Annotated in this window: 23 protein-coding genes, 1 tRNA gene and 1 pseudogene; 10 read left to right on the top strand and 15 right to left on the bottom strand. The window is 73.1% G+C overall.

Going from position 1 to position 25670, the window contains the following annotated elements:
* Positions 1-124: 124 nt before the first annotated feature.
* A complete protein-coding gene (purU, locus tag G011_RS0128155) occupies positions 125-1012 on the bottom strand; it encodes a formyltetrahydrofolate deformylase (protein WP_013151466.1) in 888 nt (295 codons plus the stop codon).
* A 178-nt stretch (positions 1013-1190) separates the two neighbouring features.
* Between purU and G011_RS0128150 the strand changes: the two genes are divergently transcribed.
* Positions 1191-2417 (top strand): amino acid deaminase/aldolase, encoded by a 1227-nt coding sequence (locus G011_RS0128150; RefSeq protein WP_019611392.1) that lies wholly within the window; start codon positions 1191-1193, stop codon positions 2415-2417.
* Between the two features lie 298 nt (positions 2418-2715).
* Here G011_RS0128150 and G011_RS0128145 read toward each other — a convergent pair whose 3' ends face one another.
* Together G011_RS0128145 and G011_RS0128140 are read right to left on the bottom strand one after the other, a co-directional pair.
* Entirely contained in the window at positions 2716-3114 is a 399-nt protein-coding gene (locus G011_RS0128145) for a DUF3618 domain-containing protein (RefSeq protein ID WP_013151464.1), read from the bottom strand.
* A 15-nt stretch (positions 3115-3129) separates the two neighbouring features.
* Entirely contained in the window at positions 3130-4248 is a 1119-nt protein-coding gene (locus tag G011_RS0128140; protein ID WP_019611391.1) for a CDP-alcohol phosphatidyltransferase family protein, read from the bottom strand.
* 312 nt (positions 4249-4560) lie between these two features.
* On the opposite strand from G011_RS0128140, the gene bcp reads away from it, so the two are divergent.
* Both bcp and G011_RS0128130 read left to right on the top strand, forming a co-directional pair.
* On the top strand, positions 4561-5043 hold the full coding sequence (gene bcp, locus G011_RS0128135) for a thioredoxin-dependent thiol peroxidase (RefSeq protein ID WP_013151462.1): 483 nt from the start codon (positions 4561-4563) through the stop codon (positions 5041-5043).
* Between the two features lie 91 nt (positions 5044-5134).
* Positions 5135-5209: transfer RNA gene (locus G011_RS0128130), tRNA-Leu, on the top strand.
* 48 nt (positions 5210-5257) lie between these two features.
* On the opposite strand, the gene G011_RS0128125 is transcribed toward G011_RS0128130, so the two are convergent.
* The 4 genes from G011_RS0128125 to G011_RS0128110 all read right to left on the bottom strand — a co-directional run bounded on the left by G011_RS0128125 (position 5258) and on the right by G011_RS0128110 (position 10277).
* Positions 5258-6514 (bottom strand): serine/threonine-protein kinase, encoded by a 1257-nt coding sequence (locus G011_RS0128125; RefSeq protein ID WP_369757424.1) that lies wholly within the window; start codon positions 6512-6514, stop codon positions 5258-5260.
* A gap of 252 nt (positions 6515-6766) precedes the next feature.
* A complete protein-coding gene (locus G011_RS0128120; RefSeq protein ID WP_019611390.1) occupies positions 6767-8116 on the bottom strand; it encodes a pitrilysin family protein in 1350 nt (449 codons plus the stop codon).
* A 42-nt stretch (positions 8117-8158) separates the two neighbouring features.
* Positions 8159-9469: a pitrilysin family protein gene (locus G011_RS0128115; protein ID WP_026338745.1), complete on the bottom strand. Its 1311-nt coding sequence runs from the start codon at positions 9467-9469 to the stop codon at positions 8159-8161.
* Positions 9470-9608: 139 nt separating this feature from the next.
* Positions 9609-10277, bottom strand: coding sequence for a hypothetical protein (locus tag G011_RS0128110; RefSeq protein WP_019611388.1), 669 nt, complete (start codon positions 10275-10277; stop codon positions 9609-9611).
* 125 nt (positions 10278-10402) lie between these two features.
* Here G011_RS0128110 and sppA point away from each other — a divergent pair, with 125 nt between their 5' ends.
* Both sppA and G011_RS0128100 read left to right on the top strand, forming a co-directional pair.
* Positions 10403-12091 (top strand): signal peptide peptidase SppA, encoded by a 1689-nt coding sequence (sppA, locus tag G011_RS0128105; RefSeq protein ID WP_019611387.1) that lies wholly within the window; start codon positions 10403-10405, stop codon positions 12089-12091.
* 14 nt (positions 12092-12105) lie between these two features.
* Positions 12106-12564, top strand: a complete 459-nt coding sequence (locus G011_RS0128100) for a flavin reductase (protein ID WP_019611386.1) — start codon at positions 12106-12108, stop codon at positions 12562-12564.
* Between the two features lie 151 nt (positions 12565-12715).
* Here the strand turns inward: G011_RS0128100 and G011_RS0128095 are convergent, their stop codons facing one another.
* The 6 genes from G011_RS0128095 to G011_RS0128070 all read right to left on the bottom strand — a co-directional run bounded on the left by G011_RS0128095 (position 12716) and on the right by G011_RS0128070 (position 18156).
* Positions 12716-13618, bottom strand: a complete 903-nt coding sequence (locus G011_RS0128095; RefSeq protein ID WP_019611385.1) for an ABC transporter substrate-binding protein — start codon at positions 13616-13618, stop codon at positions 12716-12718.
* A gap of 86 nt (positions 13619-13704) precedes the next feature.
* Positions 13705-14382, bottom strand: a complete 678-nt coding sequence (locus tag G011_RS0128090) for an ABC transporter permease (protein WP_013151454.1) — start codon at positions 14380-14382, stop codon at positions 13705-13707.
* Positions 14383-14384: 2 nt separating this feature from the next.
* The gene (locus tag G011_RS0128085) at positions 14385-15275 is read right to left on the bottom strand and encodes an ABC transporter permease (RefSeq protein ID WP_019611384.1); all 891 of its coding nucleotides are present in this window, start codon (positions 15273-15275) and stop codon (positions 14385-14387) included.
* On the bottom strand, positions 15272-16381 hold the full coding sequence (locus G011_RS0128080; RefSeq protein WP_013151452.1) for an ABC transporter ATP-binding protein: 1110 nt from the start codon (positions 16379-16381) through the stop codon (positions 15272-15274). Before G011_RS0128080 ends, G011_RS0128085 begins: the two co-directional genes overlap by 4 nt.
* A 194-nt stretch (positions 16382-16575) precedes the next feature.
* On the bottom strand, positions 16576-17247 hold the full coding sequence (locus tag G011_RS0128075) for an HAD family hydrolase (RefSeq protein ID WP_019611383.1): 672 nt from the start codon (positions 17245-17247) through the stop codon (positions 16576-16578).
* 177 nt (positions 17248-17424) lie between these two features.
* Positions 17425-18156, bottom strand: coding sequence for an NrtR DNA-binding winged helix domain-containing protein (locus G011_RS0128070; protein WP_013151450.1), 732 nt, complete (start codon positions 18154-18156; stop codon positions 17425-17427).
* A gap of 139 nt (positions 18157-18295) precedes the next feature.
* On the opposite strand from G011_RS0128070, the gene nadA reads away from it, so the two are divergent.
* Entirely contained in the window at positions 18296-19294 is a 999-nt protein-coding gene (gene nadA / locus G011_RS0128065) for a quinolinate synthase NadA (RefSeq protein WP_019611382.1), read from the top strand.
* A 133-nt stretch (positions 19295-19427) separates the two neighbouring features.
* A complete protein-coding gene (locus tag G011_RS0128060; RefSeq protein ID WP_026338743.1) occupies positions 19428-20882 on the top strand; it encodes an ECF subfamily RNA polymerase sigma-24 subunit in 1455 nt (484 codons plus the stop codon).
* 38 nt (positions 20883-20920) lie between these two features.
* Here G011_RS0128060 and G011_RS0128055 read toward each other — a convergent pair whose 3' ends face one another.
* The gene (locus tag G011_RS0128055; protein ID WP_026338742.1) at positions 20921-21532 is read right to left on the bottom strand and encodes a TetR family transcriptional regulator; all 612 of its coding nucleotides are present in this window, start codon (positions 21530-21532) and stop codon (positions 20921-20923) included.
* Between the two features lie 480 nt (positions 21533-22012).
* Here G011_RS0128055 and G011_RS0128050 point away from each other — a divergent pair, with 480 nt between their 5' ends.
* From G011_RS0128050 to G011_RS0128040, 3 genes are all read left to right on the top strand, one after another.
* Entirely contained in the window at positions 22013-23401 is a 1389-nt protein-coding gene (locus tag G011_RS0128050; RefSeq protein WP_019611380.1) for a glycosyltransferase family 4 protein, read from the top strand.
* A 113-nt stretch (positions 23402-23514) separates the two neighbouring features.
* Positions 23515-24234 (top strand): class I SAM-dependent methyltransferase, encoded by a 720-nt coding sequence (locus G011_RS0128045; protein WP_026338750.1) that lies wholly within the window; start codon positions 23515-23517, stop codon positions 24232-24234.
* Positions 24234-25325: a prenyltransferase gene (locus G011_RS0128040; protein WP_019611378.1), complete on the top strand. Its 1092-nt coding sequence runs from the start codon at positions 24234-24236 to the stop codon at positions 25323-25325. Before G011_RS0128045 ends, G011_RS0128040 begins: the two co-directional genes overlap by 1 nt.
* A 27-nt stretch (positions 25326-25352) precedes the next feature.
* Here the strand turns inward: G011_RS0128040 and G011_RS32245 are convergent.
* Positions 25353-25670: pseudogene (locus G011_RS32245) on the bottom strand (hypothetical protein); the annotation flags it as partial.

Raw genomic sequence — 25670 nt, 5'->3', positions numbered from 1 at the left:
GTCAGTCCCGTCTCCGACCCAAAACAGCGTCGAGAATCTGGTCGGGGCAGGAAAACGCACGGGGGCGCCCCCGGGCGCCCCCGTGCGCGGACCGCACCCCGCCGCCGCGCGGCGGGCGTCCGGCTCAGCCGAAGATGACCGTCTTATCCCCGTTGAGCAGTACGCGGCGCTGAGCGTGCCAGTTGACCGCGCGCGCCAGCGCCACCGACTCCAGGTCCCGGCCGATCGCCGTGAGCTGCTCCGGACTGTGCGTGTGGTCCACCCGGGACACCTCCTGCTCGATGATCGGGCCCTCGTCGAGGTCGGCGGTGACGTAGTGGGCGGTCGCGCCGATCAGCTTCACACCGCGCGCGTGGGCCTGGTGGTAGGGCCGAGCGCCCTTGAAGCTGGGCAGGAAGGAGTGGTGGATGTTGATGATCCGGCCGGACATCTTGGCGCACAGCTGCTCGGAGAGCACCTGCATGTAGCGCGCCAGGACCACCAGGTCCACGTCGTAGGAGTCGACCAGCTCCAGCAGGCGCGCCTCCTGCTCCTTCTTGCTCCCGGCCGTGACCGGCAGGTGGTGGAAGTCCACGCCGTAGGAGTCGGCCAGGAACTCCAGGTCGGGGTGGTTGGAGACCACGGCGGCGATGTCGGCGTCCAGCAGGCCGCTGCGCTGGCGGTAGAGCAGGTCGTTGAGGCAGTGGCCGAACTTGGACACCATCACGATCATGCGCGGGCGCACGTCGCGGGGGTTGAGGGTCCACTCCACGAACGCGTCGCCGCCCCGGCCGCCGAAGTCGCCCGCCAGCGCCGCGAAGGCGCCGCGCAGGACGTCCTCCCCCACCACGCCGTCGCCGCCCCGCTCCGCCACGAACTGCATCCGCAGGAAGAAGCGTCCCGTGTAGTGGTCGCCGTACTGCTGACTCTCGGTGATGTTGCAACCGTGGTCGGACAGCAGGTTGGCCACAGCGGCGACGATGCCCCGGCTGTCGGGGCACGAAAGGGTCAGGACGTACTCACGCTCACTCATGGAAAGAACCACTCCCGGGGTCGGACGGCTGATCAGCCGTGACACCCCAGGGTATCGCCCCCGCGACACCGGGGGCCGGTTATCGCGAGACCGTCCGCGGACCGCCCGCCGCGGGGGTACCGGGTCCTCTTTTCCGCCGAGAATATGAAAGACATTCATGTTCTGGCATGCTCAGGACATGACAAGTCTGCGCGAAACGTACGAGTCCGCCACACGCGGACTCGAAGCCCCCTTCGCCCTCGTCGACCTCGCCGCCCTGCGCGCCAACGCGGCCGACCTGACCCGCCGCGCCCACGGCAGGCCCATCCGAGTCGCCAGCAAGTCCGTGCGCAGCCGCGAACTGCTGCGCACCGTCCTCGCCCTGCCCGGCTACGCGGGTGTCATGGCCTTCACCCTGCCCGAGGCCCTCTGGCTGGCCGCCGACGACCGCCCCCTCAGCGACGACGTCCTCGTCGCCTACCCCACCGTGGACCGCCAGGCCCTGGCCAGGCTCGTGCGCGACCCCCGCGCCGCCCGCGCGATCACCCTGATGGTGGACGACACCGCGCACCTGGACCTGATCGGCGCCGCCGTCGCCGACGCCGCCGAATCCCGCGGCCCCGACGCCCCGCCGGTCCGGGTGTGCCTGGACGTCGACACCAGCTGGCAGCCCGTGGGACCGCGCCTGCGCGTGGGCACCTACCGCTCCCCCGTGCGCACCCCGGCCCAGGCCGCCGCGTTCGCCCGCGCGGTCGCGGCCCGCCCCGAACTGGAGCTGGACGGGATCATGGCCTACGAGGGCCAGATCGCCGGGGTGGGCGACGCCCCGCCCGGCAGGCCGCTCTACGGACGCCTCCTGCGCGCCGTCCAGCGCCGCTCGGCCGTGGAGCTGGCCAAGCGCCGCGCCGCCATCGTCCACGCCGTCAGGGAGGTCACCGACCTGCGCTTCGTCAACGGCGGCGGTACCGGCAGCCTGCACACCACCGGCCGGGAGAGGGCCGTGACCGAGCTGGCGGCGGGCTCGGGGCTCTACCACCCGCACCTGTTCGACCACTACCGCTCCTTCGGCGGACGCCCCGCCGCCCTGTTCGCGCTCCCCGTCGTGCGCCGGCCCGGACCGGGCGTGGCCACCGCCCTGGGCGGCGGCTACCCCGCCTCGGGCCCCGTGAACGCCCACCGCGCCCCGCTCCCCCACCTGCCCGCCGGGCTCTCCTACAGCGTGAACGAGGGCGCGGGCGAGGTGCAGACGCCCCTGCTCGGCGCCGCGGCCGACGGCCTGTCCGTCGGCGACCGGGTGTGGATGCGCCACGCCAAGGCGGGAGAACTGTGCGAGCGCTTCGACACCCTGCACCTGGTGGACTCCGACACCGGCGAGTACGCGGGCGCCGTGCCCACCTACCGGGGCGAGGGCCAGACCTTCCTCTGACCTCCCCTCCCGCCCGAAGGCGGGAGAAGCCGGCTGACGGAACCCGCCCGCTGGTGGCCCACGCCTGAAAGCCCGCCGGGCGGCGCGGGCTCCACGTACCGGCGCCCGCGGTCCGCCCACCGGCTGAAGCCGGTGGCACTCCCGCGAGGGAAACAGGCGGCGCCCCCGGGGCCCGCGCGTGGCCCGGGGCCCGTGCCGGACACCGCCCCAGCGCCCCCTGGACACCCGGCCCGACGGTCGCCGCACACACGGAGGGGCCCGCTGACGCGGACCCCTCCGAACGTGCGCCGCTCCGGCGCTACTTCCTCCTGCGGTGCACCGCCCAGGCCACCACGCCCACCGCGACGACCGCCCCGACGCCGACCGCGAGCAGCAGCGCCTCCGGGGGGAGCTGACCGCGTGACTGGTAGGTGGTGACGACGTGGCCGTCGCCCTTGACGACGATGCTGCCCTCCTCGGGCTCCACCGGGTGGCTCTCCACGCGCACCGCGCCGCCCCCGACCACCAGGGCGCGCGCCTCGTCCACGATCCGGGCGCCGCGTTCGCGGACCCTCTCCATCTGCTTGCGGGCGATGTTGGCGGGCCGGGCCTGCACGCTCAACTCGTCCAGGGTCTCGGCGAGCTGGCGCTGTTCGCGGTTGATCTCGGCGACGACGTCCGCCGGGGTCAGGCGCGGTTCGGTGTCACGTCCCGTCATGGGTGCCTCTCTCCACTAGCGCAGGGTCGTCTGAGAACCCGTGTCCGAGCCGGTGTCCCGGCTCCCTTCCTCCGCGCCGTCGGACGGACCGGAGAATCTCAGCGCGCTGTCGATTCCGTCGACCACGCGGAAGAAGTCCCGCGTGGACAACCACAGTTTATAGATGATGGCGATCTCGAAGGCGAGGAGCAAAACACCCGCCACGGCGGTGATCCACCCGATAAGGGACGGCGCGCCGAAGGCGGCGGCCGCCAGCGGCGCGATCACGAACACCGACATCTGGAACTCGATGCCGCCCACCAGGTGCGTCCTGACCCGTCTGGCGTTGAGGGCCGACCAGAACCTCTGGTACCACGGGAAGCGGCTGCGGAACTCCTGGTGCAGGTCCACCTTGGGCAGGGTGAGGTCGGGCTGCTTGCCCGCCGTGCGCTGGTTGCGGGCCTCGCGCTCGTTCTGGCTGTGCAGGATCTGCTCCAGCACGCCGATGCCGTGGCGCAGCACCGCCTGCTCGCCGCCGTCGCTCATCGTCCGCCCGCCCGCGCCGGTGGCCGAGCCGGTGTCGTCCTCCTCCGGCTCCAGCATCGACAGGGTGGCACGGGCCCTCTCCAGGGCGGCGGCCAGGTGCGAGCGCATCTCCCTGCGGACCTTGTACACCTGGAGCGCGTTGAGGTAGCGCAGCATGTCCAGGAACACCACGGCCAGGGCCAGCCACACGAACCACACCGGCCCGTCGCCCTCGGCGTTCTCGGCGACGACGTACTGCCCGCCCATCAGGGCGACCACGCACACCAGCACCCGGAACCGGTCGGAGACGTAGTCCATCCACGACCCGAACAGCGACTCCGAGCCGGTGAGCCGGGCCAGCTTGCCGTCCGTGCAGTCCATCAGGAAGGACAGCAGGTACAGCAGCGCGCCCAGCGCCAGGAAGTGGCGGTAGCCCAGCGAGAAGCAGACGGCCGCGCCGAGCCCCAGGAAGAGCGCGACCACCGTCAGCTGGTTGGGTGTGATCGAGGTGCGGTTGGCCACCAGGCGCACGAGCCGGACCGCGATGGGGTCCACGAGGTAGACCGTCCACCAGGAGTCGCGCTCCTTGAGGGTCCGGGCCCTGACCTCGTCGAGTGTGAATCCAGGCATCGTCGCCAATACTCTCCAAGCGAAGCGGGTGTGTTCCGGCCCGCCGGGCGCCGCCGACGCGGCGTCCCCGGTGCGCGGCGGACGTCGCCGGGGCCGAACGACGGGACGAGTGCGGTCAACAATAGGTGATCGCGTCGCTGGTCACTCCGGATGCGGGCGAACCGAACCGGAATCGCAACCGAACACCGTACCCCCAGCCTGGCACAGCCCGCGAAGCGTCGACTCACGGGGCACCGGAAGGCGGGTGTGGTTAGGGTGAGGGCGAGAGTCGGCGGGGCGGCGCCCCGCCCGCGAACCCAAGGGGGACACCACGTGAGCGACCCGATCCGCCTGGAGCCCGGCGACCAGGCACCCGACTTCACCCTCGACGACGCCGACGGCAAGCCCGTCACCCTGAGCGAGGTGCTGGCCTCCACCGGCAAGCGCGTCGTCCTGTACTTCTACCCGGCGGCCATGACCCCCGGGTGCACCACGCAGGCCTGCGACTTCCGCGACAACCTGCGCGACTTCGACTCCGCGGGCCTCACCGTCCTGGGCGTGTCCCCGGACACGAGCGACAAGCTGGCCAGGTTCCGCGACAAGGAGGGGCTGACCTTCCCTCTCCTGGGCGACCCGGGCAAGGACACCCTGCGCGCCTACGGCGCCTTCGGTGAGAAGAAGAACTACGGCCGCGTCGTGCAGGGCGTCATCCGCTCCACCGTCGTCGTGGGCACCGACGGTCGGGTGGAGAAGGCCTTCTACAACGTGAAGGCCACCGGCCACGTCGACCGGATCAAGAGGGAACTGGGCCTGTGACACGGGTGCCGGGGGCGGCCCCCGGGCGCGGCGGGCCCGTGTGCACGCCGCGGCCGGGCCCCGCGCCCGGCACCGGTACAGTTGTCCGCGAGGGGCCGTAGTCCAACTGGCAGGAGACGGCAGCTTTAGGTGCTGTACAGTGCGGGTTCGAATCCCGCCGGCCCCACTCAGCCCACCCCGCTCGGCCCGCGCGGAGGATCCCGCCGCGGCGGCGCTAGCGGCCGAGCAGCGCCCAGAGCATGACCGCGAGCAGCACCAGGACGCCGAGGGAGACCGCGGCGATGGTGGCCACCGCGGGCAGACGGCTGCGCTCGGCGTGCTTGCCCGAACTGGTCAGCCCCAGCGTGTCCGTGGACTCGCGGATCGAGGTCATGATCGAGTTCATCGCCTCGGGGCTGTTGCGCAGCCGCTCGTTGATGGACTCCGCCAGCACGTGCGCGCCCGCCTTGAAGTGCTCGCGGGCCGACTCGCGCTCCTCGCCCTCGGGACGGGGCTCGGCCGGCGTGGCGGTGCCCTGCGCGGCCGTCTCCGGACTCGTCTCGGGCGCCCACGGCGCCAGAGCGGCGATCCGCAGCATCTTGGTGGCGTTCTCGGCGGTCAACCGCTCCGAGGGCTCCACCCGGAGCAGACCGGCCAGCACCGGCGCCAGCGGGCCCGCGCTGGCGGCCTCGGCGGGCTCGTCCAGCTGCTCCTGGCGCAGGATCTTGATGTAGCCCTTGCGGTCGTAGGGAGGGTGTCCCTCCACCGCCGCGTACAGGGTGGCGCCCAGGGACCACAGGTCGGACTCGGGTCCCACCGGGCCGGCCTTGGCCCGCTCCGGCGGGATGTAGGCCGGGGAGCCGATGATGCGCCCGGACGCGCTCAGCGCCGACTCGCCGTTCCAGGCGGCCAGCCCGAAGTCGGTGAGCACGACCCGCCCGGCCTGGCTGATCATCACGTTGTCGGGCTTGACGTCGCGGTGCACGATGCCCTCGGCGTGCGCGACCTTGAGGGCGTCGATGAGCTGGAGGCCGATCTCGGCCACGCGCTGGTAGGGCAGCGGGCCGCCCACCTGGATGAGCTCCTCCAGGGTGGATGCCTCCACCAGCTCCATGACGATCCAGGGGCGGTCGTCCTCGTCCACGACGTCCAGGACGGTGACCAGGCTGGGGTGGGTGAGGCGTCCGGCGACGCGGGCCTCACGGGTGGTGCGCTGCAGGAGCGACTCGCGCTCGGAGCGGCTCAGGTCCGCGGGCAGGCGCAGCTCCTTGACGGCCACCTCGCGGTCGATGACCAGGTCGGTGGCGCGCCAGACCGTGCCGACACCGCCGCGGGCGATCTCCGACACCAACTGGTAGCGCCCCTTGAGCAGGCGTCCCTCGGGACGGGGCTCGGCGGCGTCGGCCGCCTCCGCCCGTGCGGAGGAGCGCGACGCCTCAGGGCGCTGCGTGTGGGGGTTCTCTAGGGAGGACACGGTTATCCACGGGTCCATTCACCGGCCATGGTGGCCTCCTGCGGGAGCATTGCGGTCGCTGTCACCACGTAGGTGCACGGATCACTCGTTATACCAGCAGGACGCCGGATCCATGCTGGTGGTTGCCACATCACGGACACATAGGTTCGCTTTCGTTATGTCCGACGACGACCCGAGCATGCAGTGACGTAGGTCTCATTATGAGACTCCCGTGCCTGTTGGCCGGGGTGGCGCGGGTGCGCGGGCGGTCCGCCCGCGCACCCGGCGGCCTCAGGTCCAGAGCGAGTCGGGGGTGCGCACCTCGACCGGGCCGATCCCGGTGTCGGTGAGCGGCTGGCGCAGGCGCTCGGCGTCGCCGACGACCACCACGACCGACTCCTCGGGGCGCAGGTACTCGGTGGCGGCGCTGTCCAGGGACTCCCTGGTGAGCCTCTCGTACCCGGCCCGGACGCGGTCCACGTGGTCCTCGGGCAGGTCGTGCACCACCATGTCGACCAGGGCCCCGGCCATGGCGCGCGCCGTGGCGTAGGTGACCGGCAGGCCCACCGTGTTGGAGTCGCGTACGGCGGCCAGCTCCTCCTCGGTGACCCCCGACTCGCGCAGCTTGGCGACCTGCTCCAGCGAGGAGGTGACCGAGTGGGCGGTGGTGTCCGCCTCGACCTGGGCGGACATGAAGAACACCCCGCTGTCGCGGCGCAGGTCGAAGCGGGACCCGGCACCGTAGGTGTAGCCCAGGCGCTCGCGCAGCTCCAGGTTGAGCCGGGAGGTGAACATGCCGCCCAGGACCTCGCTGACGCCCTCGGCGCGCGGCAGGTCCACCTGCGAGCGGGAGGGGGCGCGGTGCGCGATGACCAGGGCGGACTGCACGGAGCCGGGCCGGTCCACGATCAGGACGCGGGGCAGCTCCCCGGGCGGCGGGGCGGGCTCGGTCGGCTCGGGCGCGCGCACGGCGGCGGCGTCGCCGAACACGGTCTTGCCCAGGTCCTCCAGGTCGATCCCGGTGAGGTCGCCGACGACCACGAGGGTTCCGGCCACCGAGGCGACGGAGTCGGCGTGGAAGGCCGCCACGGTCTCGGGGGTGACGTCGGCCAGCTTGACCGGGCCGCCCGCGAGCGGCGTGGCGTAGCGGCCGGTGAACAGCTGCCCGCCCAGGCTGCGCATGGCCAGCGTGCTGGCCGAGGCCGCCTCCAGCCAGAACCGCTCCAGCAGCTGGTCGCGGCGGCGGACGACGTCGTCGGGGTTCAGCGCGGGACGGCGCACCGCGTCGGCGAACAGGCGCACCGCCTCGGGCAGGCGGCCCGCGGGGGCGTCCAGGCCGGTGATGAAGGCGTCCCAGTTGACGCGGGAGACCCACTCGGCGCCGTGGCGCTCCAGGGCGGGCGCCAGGGAGCTGTTGCCGTTGGGGCCGTCCTCCAGGACCTCGCTGGTCAGAGCGCTGACGCCCATGGCGTCGAGCGGCTCGGCGGCACCGCCGTGGGGGTGCACGAGACGAAGGGAGACGAGCTGTTGGCCGGGTACGTCGATGGCGACGACCGTGCCGCCGCCGACGGTGAGGCGGCGGGGCTTGGGAAAGGTGTAGGACGCTACGGCACCGAGGTCCGGACGCGACTTGTGCGGCATGCTCTGCGGCTCTTTCTGCGGCTTGCGGTAACGGAACCCGGATCAGGCGTCGACGGTGTCGGCCCCGGACTCCTCGGGGTCGAAGCGGACGACGAGCAGGTTGTCGTCGACCAGCACGCGCTCGGCGGCGGCCCGCACCTCCTCGGCGGTGATGTCGTCCCAGCGCCGGGGCCAGGTGTAGGCCAGCTCGGGGTCGTCGAACAGCTGGGTGCAGCTGCTGATGCTGTCGGCGAGTCCGGAGGGGCTGGAGATGGACTGGAGGTGGTCGCGCTCCAGGACGGCGCGGGCCCGGTCCAGCTCCTCCTCGGTGATGCCGGCGGCCAGCTTGGCGATCTCCTCGCGCATGGCCTCCTCCAGCACGTCGCCGCTGACGCCCTCGCGGGCGAGCATGTTCACCAGCATCAGGCTGTCGGTGTAGCGGAACGGCAGGATGTCGGCGGCGCCGCCGCCGTCGTCGGCGGCGATGGGGCGGTCCACCACCAGGGAGCGGTACAGGCGGCTGCCCTGTCCCTGGCCCAGGACGGCCGAGGCCAGGTGCATGACGTCGAACCCGCGCTCGCCGTAGGGGGCGACGCGGAACCCGAGGAACACCCCGGCGGCGGGCACGGTCTCGGTGACCGCGTCGCGGACCGGGCCGCCCAGCGGGGCCTCCAGGGCGGCGTCGGGCGCCTCGGGGACGCTCTCGCGGGCCGGGATGGGACCGAAGAACTTCTCCACGCGGCCCCGGACGTCCTCGGGGTCGAGGTCGCTGACCACGGTGAGCACGCAGTTGTCCGGGCCGTAGTGGGCCCTGTGGAACGACTTGACGTAGTCGAGGTCGGCGGCGTCCAGGTCGGCCATGGAGCCGATGGTCGGGTGGTGGTAGGGGTGGCCCTCGGGGTAGGCCAGGCGCAGGATGCGCTCCAGGGCGGTGCCGTAGGGCTGGTTGTCGTAGCGCTGGCGGCGCTCGTTCTTGACGACGTCGCGCTGGTTGTCCAGGACCTCCTGGGTCATGCCCTCGCGCAGGGTCGCCAGCCGGTCGGCCTCCAGCCACAGGATTCGGTCCAGGGCGTGCTCGGGGACCGTCTCGTAGTAGTTGGTGCGGTCGGTCGAGGTGGAGGCGTTGATGTCGCCGCCGAGCCGCTCGACCTCCTCGAAGTGCTCGCCCTTGGCGACACCGCCGCTGCCCTGGAACATCAGGTGCTCGAAGAGGTGCGCGAACCCCGTGCGCCCGGGGACCTCGTGCCGGGACCCCACGCCGTACCACAGGTTCACGGAGGCGACCTGGCCCGTGGAGGCCGCAGCGGTCACCAGACGCAATCCGTTGTCGAGCGTGTACTGAACGACACGTCCCGCCGCTCCGATGGTGGTCACCAGTGCTGCCCCCGATTCACGTCGCCTGCGACCGCGCCGCCCGCGCGGGCGGCCGTCGTCGTAACGAGTACGACCCTACGGCCTCATCGGACCACGGGGACACCCGATCGGGTAATCGGTCGAACCGAAACCGTGGCGGTCAGCTCTGGTACTCGCTGGTGTCCATGGACAGGGCGATCTCGTCGTACACGGCGGAGTACTGGGAGTCGGCCGACCACACGTAGAGCAGGACGTCGCTGACCGGCAGGAACCACATGCGCACCTCGAAGGTGTCGCCGTTGACGCACGCCACGTTCCACACCGAGTGGTGCGAGGTGAGGCCGTCGGCGTGGTCGGTGAAGTCGGAGACCGCGAGCTCGGCCCCCTCCACGCCGATGCCCCCGGAGGCGGCGGTGTTGAGGCTGCGGCAGCTGCCGGTGTCGGCGGCCCAGCCGCCCTCCTTGCTGAACGCCTCGCCCTCGCCCGGCCAGCCCTGGGGGTGCTTCTCCGCCGCGTGCGGGGTCAACTGCACGGAGCCGTACCCGCAGGGCTCCTGTCCGGGCGGGCTCACGCAGAGCACACCGCCCTCGTTCTGGGTCTGCCAGCCCTCGGGGACCTTCAGGGACACGCCCTCGATGCTCTCGGTGGCGAACTCCTCCGGCGCCGGGGGCTCCGCCGCGGGCAGGGGCCCGCTCTCGCCGAGCTGCAGTTCGGCCTCGCTCCCTCCGGAGCAGGCCGACAGGAGCAGCAGCGCCGCGGCAGCCGCGACCGTTCCCGTGCCGACGCGTGCGGCGCGCGACCGCCGCCCTCGCCCGTGGATGCCCGCCATGCCGTCGTCCCTCTCGTGGATCCCGTGCTCGAACCACCGTTGACCCTAGCGCGCCCGACGACCGCATCGCCCGATTCAACCCGTTCCGGACGGCGTTCCGCACCCCGGAGCACTACGCTGGGCCCATGGTGGACCTCGCGAAGATCATGAAGACCCGACAGCGCCCCCAGGGGCCGCTGGTGCTGGAGCTGGACCTGACGGAGGGGGTCGCCGACCAGGCCCCCGGGGATCCGTTCAGCCAGATCATGAACCGGCGCAGGCAGCAGTACCTGGACGTCCTGGAGGGGATCCGCCGCGGCGCGCGCGACCCGCGGGTGGCGGCCCTCCTGGTCCGGGTGGACGCCCGGTCCCTGGGATTCGCCAAGGTCCAGGAGCTGCGCGACACCGTCGCCGACTTCCGCGCGGCGGGCAAGCCCGCGGTGGCCTGGGCCGACTCCTTCGGCGAGACCGGCGAGGGCAACCTGCCCTACTACCTGGCCTGCGCGTTCTCGCGCGTGGTCATGGCGCCCACCGGCGTGCTCGGCCTGACCGGCCTGATGATGCGCACGACCTTCGTCAAGGGCGCCCTGGACAAGCTGGACGTGTCCTACGAGGTGGGCGCGCGCCACGAGTACAAGAACGCGATGAACAGCGTCACCGAGACCGGTTACACTGCCGCCCAGCGCGAGGCCAGCGACCGGATCGTCACCTCGCTGGGCGACCAGATCGTCGAGGCGGTCTCCCTGGCCCGGGGGCTGCCCCGGGAGGAGGTGCGCGCGCTGGTCTCCAAGGGCCCCTTCCTGGCCCGCGAGGCGGTTGAGCACAAGCTGGTGGACGGGCTCGCCCACCGGGACGAGGTGTACGCGCAGCTGTTCGGGGAGCTGAGCGGTGAGCCGCAGCTGCAGTTCGTCACCCGCTACCACCGCAAGCACACCGCGCCCCAGCAGCTGTCCCGCGACACCGGGGGCCACATCGCGCTGATCTCGGCCACCGGAACGATCAGCCTGGGCCGGACCCGGCGCTCGCCCCTGGGCGGCGGCACCGTCATGGGCTCGGACACCGTGGCGGCGGCCTTCCGCGCCGCGCGCAAGGACCCCCGGGTCAAGGCGGTCGTGTTCCGGGTGGACAGCCGGGGAGGCTCCCCCACCGCCTCCGACGCGATCCGCCGCGAGACCGAGCTGACCAGCAAGGCGGGCATCCCCGTGGTGGCCGTGATGGGCGACGTCGCCGCCTCCGGCGGCTACTACGTGACCCTGGGCTCGGACGCGGTCGTCGCGCAGCCGGGCACCCTGACCGGCTCCATCGGCGTGATCACCGGCAAACCGGTCCTGGGCGCGCTGAAGGAGCAGTACGGCGTGACCAGCGACTCCGTGCGCACCGGCGAGCACGCCGGCATGTTCGACACCGACCGGCCCTTCACCGAGTCCGAGTGGGAGCGGGTCAACGCGCTCCTGGACGAGATCTACGAGGACTTCACCGGCAAGGTCGCCGCCGCGCGCGGGATGACTCGCGAGCAGGTGCACGAGGTGGCCCGGGGCCGGGTGTGGACCGGCCGCGACGCCCACGAGCGCGGTCTGGTGGACGAACTGGGCGGCCTGGAGACCGCCGTCCGGCTGGCCCGTGAGAAGGCCGGCGCGGGGCCGCTCCCGGTGCGGCCCTTCCCCCGCCCGAACCCGCTCGACCGGATCCGCCAGCATGAGTCCAGCGAGGACGTGGGGGCCTCGGGCCCGCAGACCGTGGTCAGCGCCTGGGGTCCCCTGGAGCACGTGGCCGTGGCGATGGGGCTGCCGGTCGGCGGCCCGCTGATGATGCCGGGGCTGTGGGAGATCCGTTGACGTACCTGGAAGCGATGGCCCTGCTGCCCGTCGGCGTCACGGTGGTGACCGTCGCCGACGGCCGCGACGACGTGGGGGCCACCGTCAGCGCCTTCGGGTCGGTCTCGGCCGACCCGCCCGTGGTGTCGGTCAGCGTGGACGCCAGCGGCTACATGGCCGAGGTGATCGAGGAGGTCGGCGCCTTCGCCGTCAACGTGCTGGGGGGCGGCCAGCGGGCGGTGGCCGGGCGCTTCTCCGCCGAGGGCCGTCCCAGCGCGCGCCTGCTGGTGACGGACCAGCCCCACCACCGGGGCGAGCACACCCGCGCGATCGTGCTGGACGAGGCCCTGGCCGCGCTGGAGTGCTCCGTGCGCCAGCGGGTAGCGGTCGGCGACCACGTGGTCTTCTTCGCCGACGTCACCAACCTGCCGGGGGTGCGGGGCGAGGGCGCGGCCCTGGCCCGCCGTTCCGGCCGGTACCGGCTGGTGGAGTAGGCGGCCGGTTCGGTGGGCGAGGGGCCGCGGCCCCGGGGGTGGGCGCGCGCGGGCGGCTCACCCCCGCGGGGCCGAGGCGCGCGGACTCCGCCGCCGCCTCGACCCCGGCTCCCCCTCGACCGCCGGGAACCGACCGCCAGAACCCGACCGCTCAGGCCAGCCCCTCCTGCTCCAGCCACTCCTGGGCGACGTCGGCGGCGTTCTCGTTGCCGATGACCACCCGCTCGTTGAGCTGGGTGAGGGCCTCGGTGGTCAGGGCGGCGGAGACGGCGTTCAGCGCGCCCCGGGCGGTCTCGTCCACCTGCTCGCCGTTGACCAGCGGGGTGATGTTCTGCGCGCCGAACAGGTTCTCCGGGTCCTCCAGGACCACGAAGTCGTTCGCGGTGATCTGCGGGTCGGTGGTGAACAGGTTGGCCGCCTGGATGTCACCGTCCAGGAGCGCCTGGGTCAGCAGCGCCACCTCCAGGGAACGGAACTCGCCGAACTCCACCCCGTAGACGTCGGCCAGGCCCACCACGCCCTGCTGGCGGGTCTCGAACTCCGGCGGGCCGCCCAGGGTCAGCTCCCCCGCGACGCCGGCCAGGTCCTCCAGGCTGGCCAGGCCGTGCTCCTCGGCGACCTCGCTGGTGACGGTGACCGAGTCCTTGTTCTCCGCGCTGGAGGAGTCCAGGATCTCCAGGCCCTCGGGCAGCGCCTCGGTGACCCTCTGGTTGGTCTCCTCGCTGCTGCCGGTGGGCGCGTTCTCGTCGAGATAGGCCAGGATCGCGCCGTTGTACTCGGGGAACACCGACAGGTTGCCGGACTCGATCTGCGAGTAGTAGACCTCGCGACTGCCGATGCCGAGCTGGTAGTCGACCTCCACGCCCTCGGCCTCCATGGCCCGGCCGTAGATCTCGGCGAGCAGGGTGGACTCGGGGAAGTCGGCGGAGCCGATGACGACCGCGTCGCCGGAGCCGCCTCCGGACCCGCCGCCGCCCTCCTCCGCGTAGGGGTCGCTGGCGCCGCACCCGGTCAGGAGCAGCGCGGCCAGGGGCAGGGCGATTCTCTTGTACATGGGACCTTCTCTCTGGGATGGCCTGGCCCTGTGACCCGGCCCGGTTCTGTGATGTGGCCCGGATCCGCGGCGCGGTCCGGTTCCGCCTAGCCCTGCGGCGCGGCCTGGCGCAGACCGGGGGCGACCAGGAGCCGCCGCAGTCCGGCGAACACGAGCGTGGTCAGGACCGCGAGCAGCACCACCAGCACCGATCCGCCGAGCATCATCGTCAGGTCCTGGCGTGCCTGGCCGTCGACGATGTAGCGGCCCAGGCCGCCGACCCCCACGTAGGCGGCGATGGTCGCGGTCGCGACCACCTGGACGGCGGCGGTGCGCATCCCGATGAGGATGAGCGGCGTGGCCACGGGCAGTTCCAGGCGCAGCAGCACCTGGTGGCCGCGCATACCCATCCCGACGGCGGCGTCCCTGAGCCGGGGCTCCACACCGCGCACGCCCTCGTGTGTGTTGACCAGGATCGGGGGCACGGCCAGCGCCACCAGCGCGCACAGCACGGGCACGATCCCGATACCGGCGGCCAGCACGATGAGGAACAGGACGCCGATGGTGGGCAGGGCGCGGGCGAAGTTGGCGAGGCTGGTGGTGAGGAAGCCGCCCACACCGGTGTGCCCGGTGAGCAGTCCCAGGGGGACCGCGACGGCGGCGGACAGCAGCAGCCCGAGCAGCGAGTAGTAGACGTGCTCGCCCAGGCGCGCGGGGATGCCCGCGCCGCCGGTCCACTGGGCCGGGTCGGCGAACCACGCGACCAGGTCGTTGAGGATGTCCATGGCTACCTCTCCCCCGCCGTGTCACCGGTGCCCGGGTCCGCTGGCGACCGTCCCCCCGCCGGGGTCGCGGCCTGTGGCTCCGCTGCCGAACCCACTGCCGGGTCCGCCGCGGCCGCCTCCGCCGCGACCGCCCGGCGCCTGCGGCGCGGTACGGCGCCGTCGCGGTGCGACCAGGGGGTGAGCAGGCGCTGGGCGAGCACGAGCACCGCGTCGGTGACGAACGCCAGGGCCACGGTGAGCACGATGCCGACCACGATGGGCGCGTCGAACTGGCGCCGGAAGCCCTCGCTGAGGATGAGCCGGCCGAGCCCGCCCAGGCCCACCAGCGAGGCGACGCTGACCATGCTGATGGTGGCCACCGAGGCCACCCGCAGCCCGGCGATGACCACCGGCACGGCCACCGGCATCTCCACGTACAGCAGGCGCCGCAGCGGACCGAAGCCCATGGCGACGGCCGCCTGGCGCACGTGGTCGGGAACCTGGCGCAGCCCGTCCACCACGTTGGGCAGCAGGATCACCAGGGTGTACAGGGCCAGCGGCACGACGGCCGTCCAGTCGCTGAACCCGGTGTAGGGCAGCATGAGGAAGAACAGGGCGATGGAGGGCACCGCGTAGAGCACGTTCACACCGGTCAGCACCGGCGGGTACAGGGGCTTCCAGCGCGCGCACGCCAGGCCCAGGGGCAGGGCGACCGCCAGTCCGATGAGGATGGACAGGTAGGACAGCCGCATGTGCTCGGTCAGGCGGGGCAGGACGCCCCGGTCCGGGTCGCCGGGGTGGCTCCAGTTCTCGACGCCCCAGTCCACGACGCGCACGACCCAGTCCCACGCCCCGGTGCCGGATCCGGCCGCGGACCCGGCGTCCCAGACCCCGGCGACGGCCTCGGCGATCACTCGGTCACCGACCACAGGGCGGCGCCCAGGTCGTCCTGCGAGACCACGCCGACCACCCGGCCGTCGGCGTCGACGCCGACCGCGCGGCCCGCGGGCGAGAGCACCGCCGCGTCCAGGGCGGCGCGCAGGGAGTCGGTGCCCACGTCGAAGGTGTGGCCGAAGGGCGCGAGTTCGAGTGAGCCCAGGGCGGTGTCGGCGGGCGCGTCGGCCAGTTGCCGCGCGCTGACCCAGCCCAGGGGCATGCGGTCGCCGCTGACGACCAGGGCCCAGGGCTCGTTCCCGAGCGGGGCGACCGCGGCGCCCGCGCGCACGCTCTCCTCCAGGACGGCGTCCTGGCGCGGGGAGAGCCTGTCGGCCGGGAAGAAGGACAGGCGCCGCACTCCCCGGTCGTAGCCGATGAAGGACTCCACGAAGGCGTCCTGGGGCGCGGCCAGCAGGTTCTGGGGCGTGTCGTACTGGGCGAGCCTCCCGCCGGGGCGGAAGACGGCGATGCGGTCACCGAGCCGGACGGCCTCGTCGATGTCGTGGGTGACGAAGACGATGGTCTTGTGCAGCTCCTTCTGCAGGCGCAGGAGCTCGTCCTGGAGGCTGGCGCGCACGACGGGGTCCACGGCGCTGAAGGGTTCGTCCATCAGCAGGATGGGCGGGTCGGCGGCCAGTGCGCGGGCGACGCCGACACGCTGCTGCTGGCCCCCGGAGAGCTGGTGGGGGTAGCGCCTGGCCTGGGCGGGCTCCAGACCGACCAGTTCCATCAGCTCCGCGGCGCGCGCCCTGGCCCTGGCCCGGCCCCAGCCGAGCAGCAGGGGCACGGTGGCGATGTTGTCGCGCACGGTGCGGTGCGGGAAGAGCCCGGCCTGCTGGATGACGTAGCCGATGGAGCGGCGCAGCGCGGCGGGGTCGCGCTCGCGCACGTCCTCGCCGTCGATGCGGACGGTGCCCCCGGTCGGTTCGACCATGCGGTTGATCATCCGCAGCGACGTGGTCTTGCCGCTGCCGGAGGGACCCACGAAGACCGTCGTCTGGCCGGTCTCGACGGTCAGGTCCAGCTGGTCGACGGCCACCGTGCCGTCGGGATAGAGCTTGGCGGCGCCCTCGAACGCGATCATCGGCGGTGTCGTCTCCATTCGGGGAACCGGAGGGTCCGGAAAGGTGAGGTGTGGCGAGGGGCAGGCCGTTCGCACGTTACCCCCGCGCGTGCTGCTCAAACCGTGAGGTGGAGGCCGTGACCGTACCGGGACCGAAGGTGGCGCGGACACGCCGAGGGGCCGGGTCGTGGGACCCGGCCCCTCGGCGTGCCGCCTCAGTCCTGACGGCCGATCCAGTCGGCGAGCTGGTGCAGGTCGTCCAGGACGGCGTCGGCGCGGGCCGCCTCCTCGGCGGCGGCGTGGCGGTAGCCGTAGATGCCCCGGCGCAGCAGGACGGTGCGCATCCCGGCGGCGCGGGCGGGGAGGACGTCGTTGTCGACGCGGTCGCCGACGTAGACGATCTCGCCGGGTTCGGTGCCGGGGCTGGCGGCCCGGACCAGGGACAGGACGCGGTCGAAGAACGCGGGGTCGGGCTTCTTGACGCCCCAGTCGTCGGAGATGCCGATGCCGTCGACGCCCAGGTCCATGGCGGTCAGGGCGGGCCCGGCCTCGGGCGGCTGGTTGCCCGCGATGACCAGGGAGATCCCGGACGCGCGCATGGCCGCGAAGGCGGGGCGCACGTCGGGGTACAGGTCGGCCTCGCCGAAGTGCTCGCGCTCCCCGTCGGGGTCCTCGGCGCGCCAGCGCGCGCTCTCGGCCGCGAGGTCGAACCCGGGCACGAGCAGGCGGAAGCCGTCGGTGAGGGTGCCGCCGGAGGCGAGCACGCCGCCGATGGTCCCGAAGAAGGCCATGTGCGGGATGCCGAAGCGGTCGGCCCAGCGAGCGAAGATCCGCGTCTCGTCGACGAGTGTCTCGCCGACGTCGAAGACCGCAGTACGAATTGCCACGGTCAGGGAGTGTACAAGCCGCCGACGACGGTCCCCGGGCAGGGGCGGGGGCCGCGACCCGGGACCGGCGCGCACCGAGCGGGCGCCGCGCGCTCCCGACGGCGCGGCCCGACCGCGGTGTCCGGCCGGGAGGACCGGCTCACGGGGCGGGACCGGCCGGGCCCGCCCGCGGAGGCCTCAGCTGGGCGGGCGCAGCACCGCGAAGGCGTCGGTGACCTGGAGGCTGCGGTCGCGGAACCGGAAGAGGGCGGCGGGCCTGCCCCCGGAGCGGCCCGAGGGCACCGAGCGGCCGGTCTCCTCGATCTGCCCCCGGCGCAGCAGGACGCGGCGCAGGTTGGTGGCGGCCACGTCGTGGCCCAGCGCGGCCCGGTAGTAGCCGGACAGCTCCGACATCGTGAACTCCGGCGGCGCGAGGGCGAACCCGACGTTGGTGTAGCTGAGCTTGGCGCGCAGCCGCTGGCGTCCGGAGCGGACGATGGAGGCGTGGTCGAAGGCCATGGTCGGCAGGTCGGCGGCCGGGTGCCAGCCGGTGTCGTCGGGCACGACCGGGTCCACGTCGGCGGGGACCAGCCCCACGTAGGCGGTGGCCAGGGTGCGGCGCCGGGGGACGCGGTCGGGGTCGCTGCGGGTCTCCAGCTGCTCCAGGTGTGACAGATCCCTCACGTCGACCTTCTGGGCGAGCTGGCGCCGGATGGAGGCGCCCAGGTTCTCCCCCCGGCCGAGCCTGCCGCCGGGCAGCGCCCAGGCGCCCTCGCAGGGCGGCAGGGCCCTGCGCCACAGCAGGACGCACAGTTCTCCGGCACGGATCTGGAGCACGACCGCGAGCGCCTCGTGCACCGACAGCTCCGCGTGGTCGGACGCGGAGCAGACGGACGCCGCGACCTGTCCGTTTTCCTGAGGGATGTCCACCCTGTCCCTTCCGTTACTCGTCATGTTAAGCTTCATCAGGTTTGTGCCTGACAGACAAAAACTTGTCCTCATCCGCACCGACCCTCCCCGGCACGGCGCCCGCGCGGCGTTGCCCACAGCCTCAAGGAAGTAGTTGGACATGGCACCGGTCACCGCTACGGCGGACACCATGACCAGGCAGGAATGGGCCGCAGAGGTCCACCGCCTGGCGAAGGAGCGCGACGCTGTCATCCTCGCGCACAACTACCAGCGCCCGGAAATCCAGGACGTCGCCCACCACACCGGCGACTCCCTGGCGCTGTCCCGCCTGGCCGCCGGTGTCGACGCGAGCACCATCGTCTTCTGCGGTGTGCACTTCATGGCCGAGACCGCCAAGATCCTCGCCCCGCACAAGACCGTCCTGCTGCCCGACCCCAACGCCGGGTGCTCGCTGGCCGACACCATCACCGCCGAGGACGTGCGCGCCTGGAAGGCCGAGCACCCCGACGCGGTCGTGGTCGCCTACGTCAACACCACCGCCGCGGTCAAGGCCGAGACCGACATCTGCTGCACCTCCTCCAACGCCGCGGACGTCATCCGCTCCATCCCCGAGGACCGCGAGATCCTCTTCCTGCCGGACCAGTTCCTGGGCGCCCACGTCAAGCGGGTCACCGGCCGCGACAACATCCACGTGTGGATGGGCGAGTGCCACGTGCACGCCGGGATCGACGGGCACACCCTGCGCGAGCGGGTCGCCGCCGAGCCCGACGCCGAGGTCTACGTCCACCCCGAGTGCGGCTGCGCCACCTCCGCCCTCTACCTCGTGGGCAGCGGCGCCGTACCGCAGGAGCGCGTCAAGGTCCTCTCCACTGGCGGGATGCTGACCGCCGCGGAGAACACCAGCGCCAAGAAGGTCCTCATCGCGACCGAGACCGGCATGCTGCACCAGCTGCGCAACGCCAACCCGAACACGGAGTTCGAGGCGGTCAACTCGCGCGCCGAGTGCCACTACATGAAGATGATCGACGCGGACAAGCTGCTCAACGCGCTGCGGTTCGGCACGACCGAGATCACGGTCGACGCCGACACCTCCGCGCGCGCCCGCCGCTCCGTCGAGAGGATGATCGCCATCGGGTCGCCGTCACGCGGCGGAGAGTAGCCGATCCGCGACCGACGGGTCCCGCGTCCGGCCCCGAGGTTACAGAAGTCTTACCTTCAAGACACAGGTAGACGATTCACCCACGCGTCGCCGCGCCCCTCGCTACCGTCGCGGGAAACGGGGGGTTAGAAAAGTGACCAGAGGTAGCGAACCAGGCGAACCGTCGACGGTCGAGGCGCTCTACGACGCCTTCGCCCCGTCCCTGTACCGGTACGCCTGGTCGCTACTGGGTGAGGAGGACACCGGGCAGGCGGCCGAGGCCGTGCACGACGGCCTCGTCGCCGGTGTCGTCCTCGACTCGCGGCGCGCGGACCCGGCCGACCTCGGCTCCTGGCTGTACGCCCTGGTCCGCTCGGCCTGCCAGCGCCGCGGCCTGGCCCACGTGAGCCCCTACACCCGGCTGGCCACGGTGCCCGCGGAGGAGCCGGTGGCCCGCATGTTCGCCCGGCTGCCCGCCAGCCACCGCGAACTGGTGGAGCTGAACCTGCGGCACGCGCTGCCCACCTCCGCGGTCGCGCGCGTCCTGGGCCTGGACCCCCAGATCTGCGGCGAGCTGTCGCGCTCGGCGATCCGCCGCGCCGCCGAGAACCTGGACGGCCGCGACGGCGGGCGCCGCGTCCCGGACCCCCGCCCCTCCCGGGAGGCGGGAGCGCCGGACGGCGCCGGGGACACCGGCGGCCCGGGAACCGCCGCCTGGCGCGCCCAGGTGCACGACGTCTCCCAGGCCCTGGCCCTGCTGCGCCCGCCCGGCCCGCCGCCCGGCCTGCGCGAGGCGGTGGTGCGCACCTGCACCGACCCCGGCCTCGCCGCTGTCCGCGAGCGCATCGCCGCGCAGATGCACCCCCTCACCGGCGAGGGGTACCCGATGCACCGCTCCCGCGCCGCCGGGGCGGTCGAGGAGGAGGCCGAGGCGGCCGAGCCCGGCCCCGAGGCGCCGCCCCGCGCCCTGCCCGGCGACCGGCTGACCACGCGCGACCACCCGGTGCGCGACGAAACGGTCACCCCGCTGGCCGGACCCCGGCCCCCCACCGGACCCGACTCCGGTGACGACCCCGACGACCAGCGCACCGCCCGCCGCCGCTGGCCGCTGCCCGCCGTCTCCGGCCTCGCCACCGTAGTCCTGGCGGTCGCGCTGTGGGGCTGGGCCAGCGCCGTGGGCGGCCCCTCGACGATGATCGGCTCCGGGCCCGACGAGGCCGAGCGCGGTCCACTGGTCCCGCAGGTGGAGACCGACGCGACCAGCGCGGACACCAAACCGGAGGCCGGACCGACCGTGGAGTCCACGACCGCGCCGACGGAGCCCACCGAACCCGGGGCCGCGACGGAGCCGCGGCAGGAGGACGGCGGCGGCAGCGGGCACCAGGCCCCCGACCCGGTTCCGGAGCGGACCACGCCCGCACCGCCCGCGCAGGAGCCGAGCCCGCCCCCCGGGGACGAGGGCCCCGACGGCGGTCCGGACGCGCCCGAGGGGGAGGAGCCCGGAGACGACGACGCCCCCGGCGGCCCGCCCGAGGAGGACGGGGACGACGACGGGGGCGGCACAGGACTGCTCGACGGGCTGTTGGGGCTGCTCTTCGGCGGTGGCTGACGCCGGTCCCCCGCCGGCGCGGGGGGAGGGTGAGCGGGTCAGAACGGGGCGAGCAGGCGCTCGGCCGCCGTCTGGAGCCGCCGCTCCACCTCGTCCACGTCGCGGCGTCCCTTGAGGACCTCCACCAGCTCGAAGATCCACACGCTGGTCAACGAGCCCACCAGGACGTAGCCGGTGCTGTCGCGGTCCACCTCGGTGCTGTCCTCCTCCTCGGCTCCCTCCAGGTTGCCGGTGGCCACCCGCCACACCAGGTCGGAGATGCGCGCGTCGAGCTCGATCTTGACCTCGGCCATGATGAGCGAGCGCACCAGCGCGTCGGCCAGCTCCGGCTCGCGCATCAGCCCGCGCGTGGCCCGCAGCAGGACGTCGACCGCGCGCTCGGCGGGGGTGTCGGCGGTGGGCGGGCGGCGGACGATACCGCCCTCCAACAGGTCCAGCTCCTCGGTGACCACGGCCACCACCAGGTCCATCTTGGAGGGGAAGTACCGGTAGAGCGTGCCGAGGGCGACACCCGCGCGCTCGGCCACCGAACGCATCTGCATGGCCTCGACACCACCGCGCACGGCCAGCGCGGCCGCGGTCTGCACGATGCGCCTGCGGCGCTGGGTCTGACTTCGTGACATCGTTCCACTCGCCGCCCGCACCGCCACAGGATCTCCCCTTCGTCGTCAGCCCGCGCGCTGCCCGCTCGCCGCGGCACTGATGCCCGTCGCCGACGCCCACCCGGAGGCGGCGACTGTTACGAGAACACGTTATCCAACGGATTCCCCCGAAGACGGCCGGTCAAGCCCATGATCCTCACCTCATCGCCCGACGTAGCAGTAGCAATACGAAAAGAGGACCGGGGTTTTCGGATCGCCTGACAGGCTTTGTAGAATTTGTTCTCATTTGTGTACCGCGCATGAACACCACCCCTCCCCCGGCCGTCCGGGCGCCCGCCGCGCCGAAGACGGCGACGCGCCCCGCCGGAGCGCCACCGCAGGGCACCCGACATAGGATCCCTTACCAACCGGCCCGACGCCGGTCCGAACACAACTGCCGAGTAACATAGGCACGCGCACGCCTGTCACCGGCCGACGGCATCCGCGCCCACGGCGACCGGGCCCGCGACCCAACGAAGAGGTGGACTCTTGACCCAGTCGGGCACCACACCGAGCCCACGGCCCCATGCCGAGCGCCCCCTGCGCGTCGCCCTGCTGTCCTACCGCAGCAAGCAGCACGTCGGCGGACAGGGCGTGTACGTCCGCCACCTCTCGCGCGAACTGGCCACCCTGGGCCACGAGGTCACCGTCCTCTCCGGCCAGCCCTACCCCACCCTGGACGAGGGCGTGACCCTGGAGAAGATCCCCTCCCTGGACCTGTACAACGACGCCCACCCCTTCAAGGCCCCGCCCGTACGCGAGTGGCGCGACTGGATCGACGCCCTGGAGGTCGCCACCATGTGGACCGCCGGGTTCCCCGAGCCCCTCACCTTCTCCCTGCGCGCCAACCGCGAACTGCGCCGCCGCCTGGACGACTTCGACGTCGTCCACGACAACCAGACACTGGGCTGGGGACTGCTCGGCATCAGGTCCGCCGGGCTGCCGCTGGTCACCACCATCCACCACCCCATCAGCGTGGACCGCAGGATCGAACTGGCCGAGGCCCGGGGCCTGCACAGGCTCACCAAGCGCCGCTGGTACGGCTTCGTGGGCATGCAGGCCAGGGTCGCCCGCCGGCTCGACCCGATCCTGGTGCCCTCCCAGTCCTCCGCCGACGACATCGCCCGCGAGTTCGGCGTCGCCCCCTCCGCCATGGAGGTCACCCCGCTGGGCGTGGACACCCGCCACTTCCACCCGCGCCCCGCACTGGAGCGCGTACCGGGACGCATCGTGTGCACCGCCAGCGCCGACAGCCCCCTCAAGGGCGTGGCGGTCCTGCTGCGCGCCGCGGCCAAACTCGCCACCGAACGCGACATCACCCTGACCGTCGTCAGCAGACCCAAGCCCGGCGGCCCCACCGACCAGCTGGTGGACGAGCTGAGCCTGCGCGACCGCGTCGAGTTCGTCAGCGGCATCGACGACACCGCCCTGGCCGAACTCATCGCCAGCGCGCAGGTGGCGGTCGTCCCGTCCTTCTACGAGGGGTTCTCCCTGCCCGCGGTGGAGGCCATGGCCTGCGCCACGCCGCTGGTGGCCAGCCAGGCCGGAGCGCTGCCCGAGGTCGTGGGCACCGACGGGGACGCCGGGCGCCTGGTGCCCCCGGGCGACCCCGAGGTGCTCGCCGAGGCGCTCGCCGCCCTGCTCGACGACGACGCCGAACGCGAGCGCATGGGCGCCGCCGCCTGGCGCCGGGTCCAGGAACGCTTCACCTGGAGGGCCGTCGCCGAGCTGACCGCGCGCCGCTACGCCTCCACCATCGACGCCGTGCGGGGGAACCGCCCCGTCGACGGCGACACGCGCCCCGGGCCCGCCGAGGCCGCGTCCGCCGAGCCCGCGTCCGCGCCGGCACCCGAGCGGGCCCGCGCGAACGGCGCCTGACCGGCCCGAGCCGCGCGCCGCCCCGTCGGGCCACGCGGCGACCCACCGCCCCGCGTCCGCGGCCGCGGAGCCCCGAACCCAGATCCCCGAGCCAGATCCCCAGGGAGCCTCCACTGATCACCGTCGACTTCAACCTGTTCCCCGTCGGCCCGGGCGACCGCGTGCTCGACCTGGGCTGCGGCGGCGGCCGCCACGCCTTCGAGGTCTACCGACGCGGCGCCGACATCGTGGCCTTCGACCAGAACGTCGCCGACCTCGCCGAGGTCGAGACCATGTTCGCCGCGATGCGCCACGAGGGCGAGGCTCCCGAGGAGGCCAGGGCCGAGACCGTCAAGGGCGACGCCCTGGACATGCCCTTCGACGACGCCAGCTTCGACCGGGTGGTCGCGGCCGAGATCTTCGAGCACATCCCGCACGACACCGCCGCCATGGCCGAACTCTTCCGGGTGCTGCGGCCCGGCGGCATCGCCGCGGTGACCGTGCCCAGCTTCCTGCCCGAGCGCCTGTGCTGGGCCCTGTCGGAGGAGTACCACACCAACGAGGGCGGGCACATCCGCATCTACACGCGCGCCGAACTGGAGGCCAAGCTCAAGGCCACCGGCTTCGAGATCGGCCCGCACCACCACGCGCACGCCCTGCACGCGCCCTACTGGTGGATCAAGTGCGCGGTGGGCACCGACCGGGACGACCACCCGCTCGCCAAGGCCTACCACGACATGCTGGTGTGGGACATGCTCAAGGCCCCAGCGGTGACCCGCGTCGCCGAGCGCCTGCTCAACCCGGTCATCGGCAAGAGCGTGGTCGTGTACGTGCGCAAACCGCACGACGCCTGATGTCCGTCACCCCCGCGCCCGCGCCCACCGCCGGACCGGCCCCTCACGACGCCCTGAGCCTGCCCGGCGTGCTCGACGCCGGGCAGCTGCACCGCTCGGCCTCCTACCTCGCGCGCTGTCAGGAGGACAGCGGGGCCATCCCGTGGTTCCCCGGCGGGCACACCGACGTGTGGGACCACGTGGAGTGCGCCATGGCCCTGACCGTGACCGGCCGCAACGCGCCCGGACACGCCGAGGCGGCCCGACGCGCCTACCTGTGGCTGGCCGACAGCCGCACGCCCGGGGGCGGGTGGCCCGCCAAGTTCCGCCAGGGCGCCCCGGTGACGCGGCTGCGCGAGGCCAACCACGCCGCCTACCCCGCGGTGGGCCTGTTCCACCACCTGCTCGTCACCGGCGACACCGCGTTCGCCGAGCGGATGTGGCCGGTGGTCGAGGAGGGACTGGAGTTCGTCCTGGCCCTGCGCGGCGAGCACGGCGAGATCCTGTGGGCCCGCTCGGAGAACGGCGACCCCGGGGACCACGCCCTGCTGACGGTGTGCGCGAGCGTGCACCACGCGCTGCGCTGCGGCGCCGCCCTGGCCGCGCGCCTGGGCCGCTCCCGCCCCGCGTGGACGGCCGCCGCCGACCGCCTCGCGGTGCTCATCAACGGGCACGAGGACCTGTTCGCCGACCGCGGGCGCTTCTCGATGGACTGGTTCTACCCCGTCCTGGGCGGCGCCGTGCGCGGCGCCGCCGCCAAGGAGCGCATCGCCGAGCGCTGGGACCGCTTCGTGGTTCCCGGGCTGGGCGTGCGCTGCGTGAGCGACCAGCCGTGGGTGACCGCGGCGGAGACCTCGGAGCTGGTGCTGGCCCTGGCCGCCGTCGGCGACGTGGACGCGGGCGTGCGCCTCCTGCGGGACGTGCAGCACCTGCGCGACGCCGACGACGGCGCGTACTGGACGGGCTACCAGTTCGCCGAGCGGGTGCGCTGGCCGGTGGAGCGCAGCACGTGGACCTCGGCCGCCGTGATCCTGGCGGTGGACGCGCTCACCGGGACCACGCCGGGCTCGCGGGTCTTCCTGCACACCTGGGACGGGGACCCCGCCGTCTAGATCGTTGATGGGGGTTTGGTGTCCTGGTCAGTGGTCGTAAGCGATCAATGACCGCTTGACCGGGGCACCCACCAGCCAGTTGTGCCAGATCGCGGCGTTGAGCGCGCAGATACGCTGGCACACCCTGGCCCACAGCCCCTCGCTGGTGCGCGCGGCGTGGCGTTCCAGACCGAGTTGGTTCTTCAACGTCCAGATGACGGCCTCGATCCGCTGCCGCAGCCAGGACGGGAACACCTCCACCCCGGGTTCGGGCTCGTCCCCGCGCACCGGACGGATGAGCGGATGGCCCAGCTTCGCCGCAGCGGCCTCGATCCCGGCCCCGGCGAAGCCCTTGTCGCACACAAT

The organism is Nocardiopsis sp. CNS-639 (genome assembly GCF_000381685.1).
GTDB classification, from domain to species: domain Bacteria; phylum Actinomycetota; class Actinomycetes; order Streptosporangiales; family Streptosporangiaceae; genus Nocardiopsis; species Nocardiopsis dassonvillei.
Note: the sequence above shows the minus strand (reverse complement) of the source record. Positions and strands in the feature narration are given on the sequence as shown.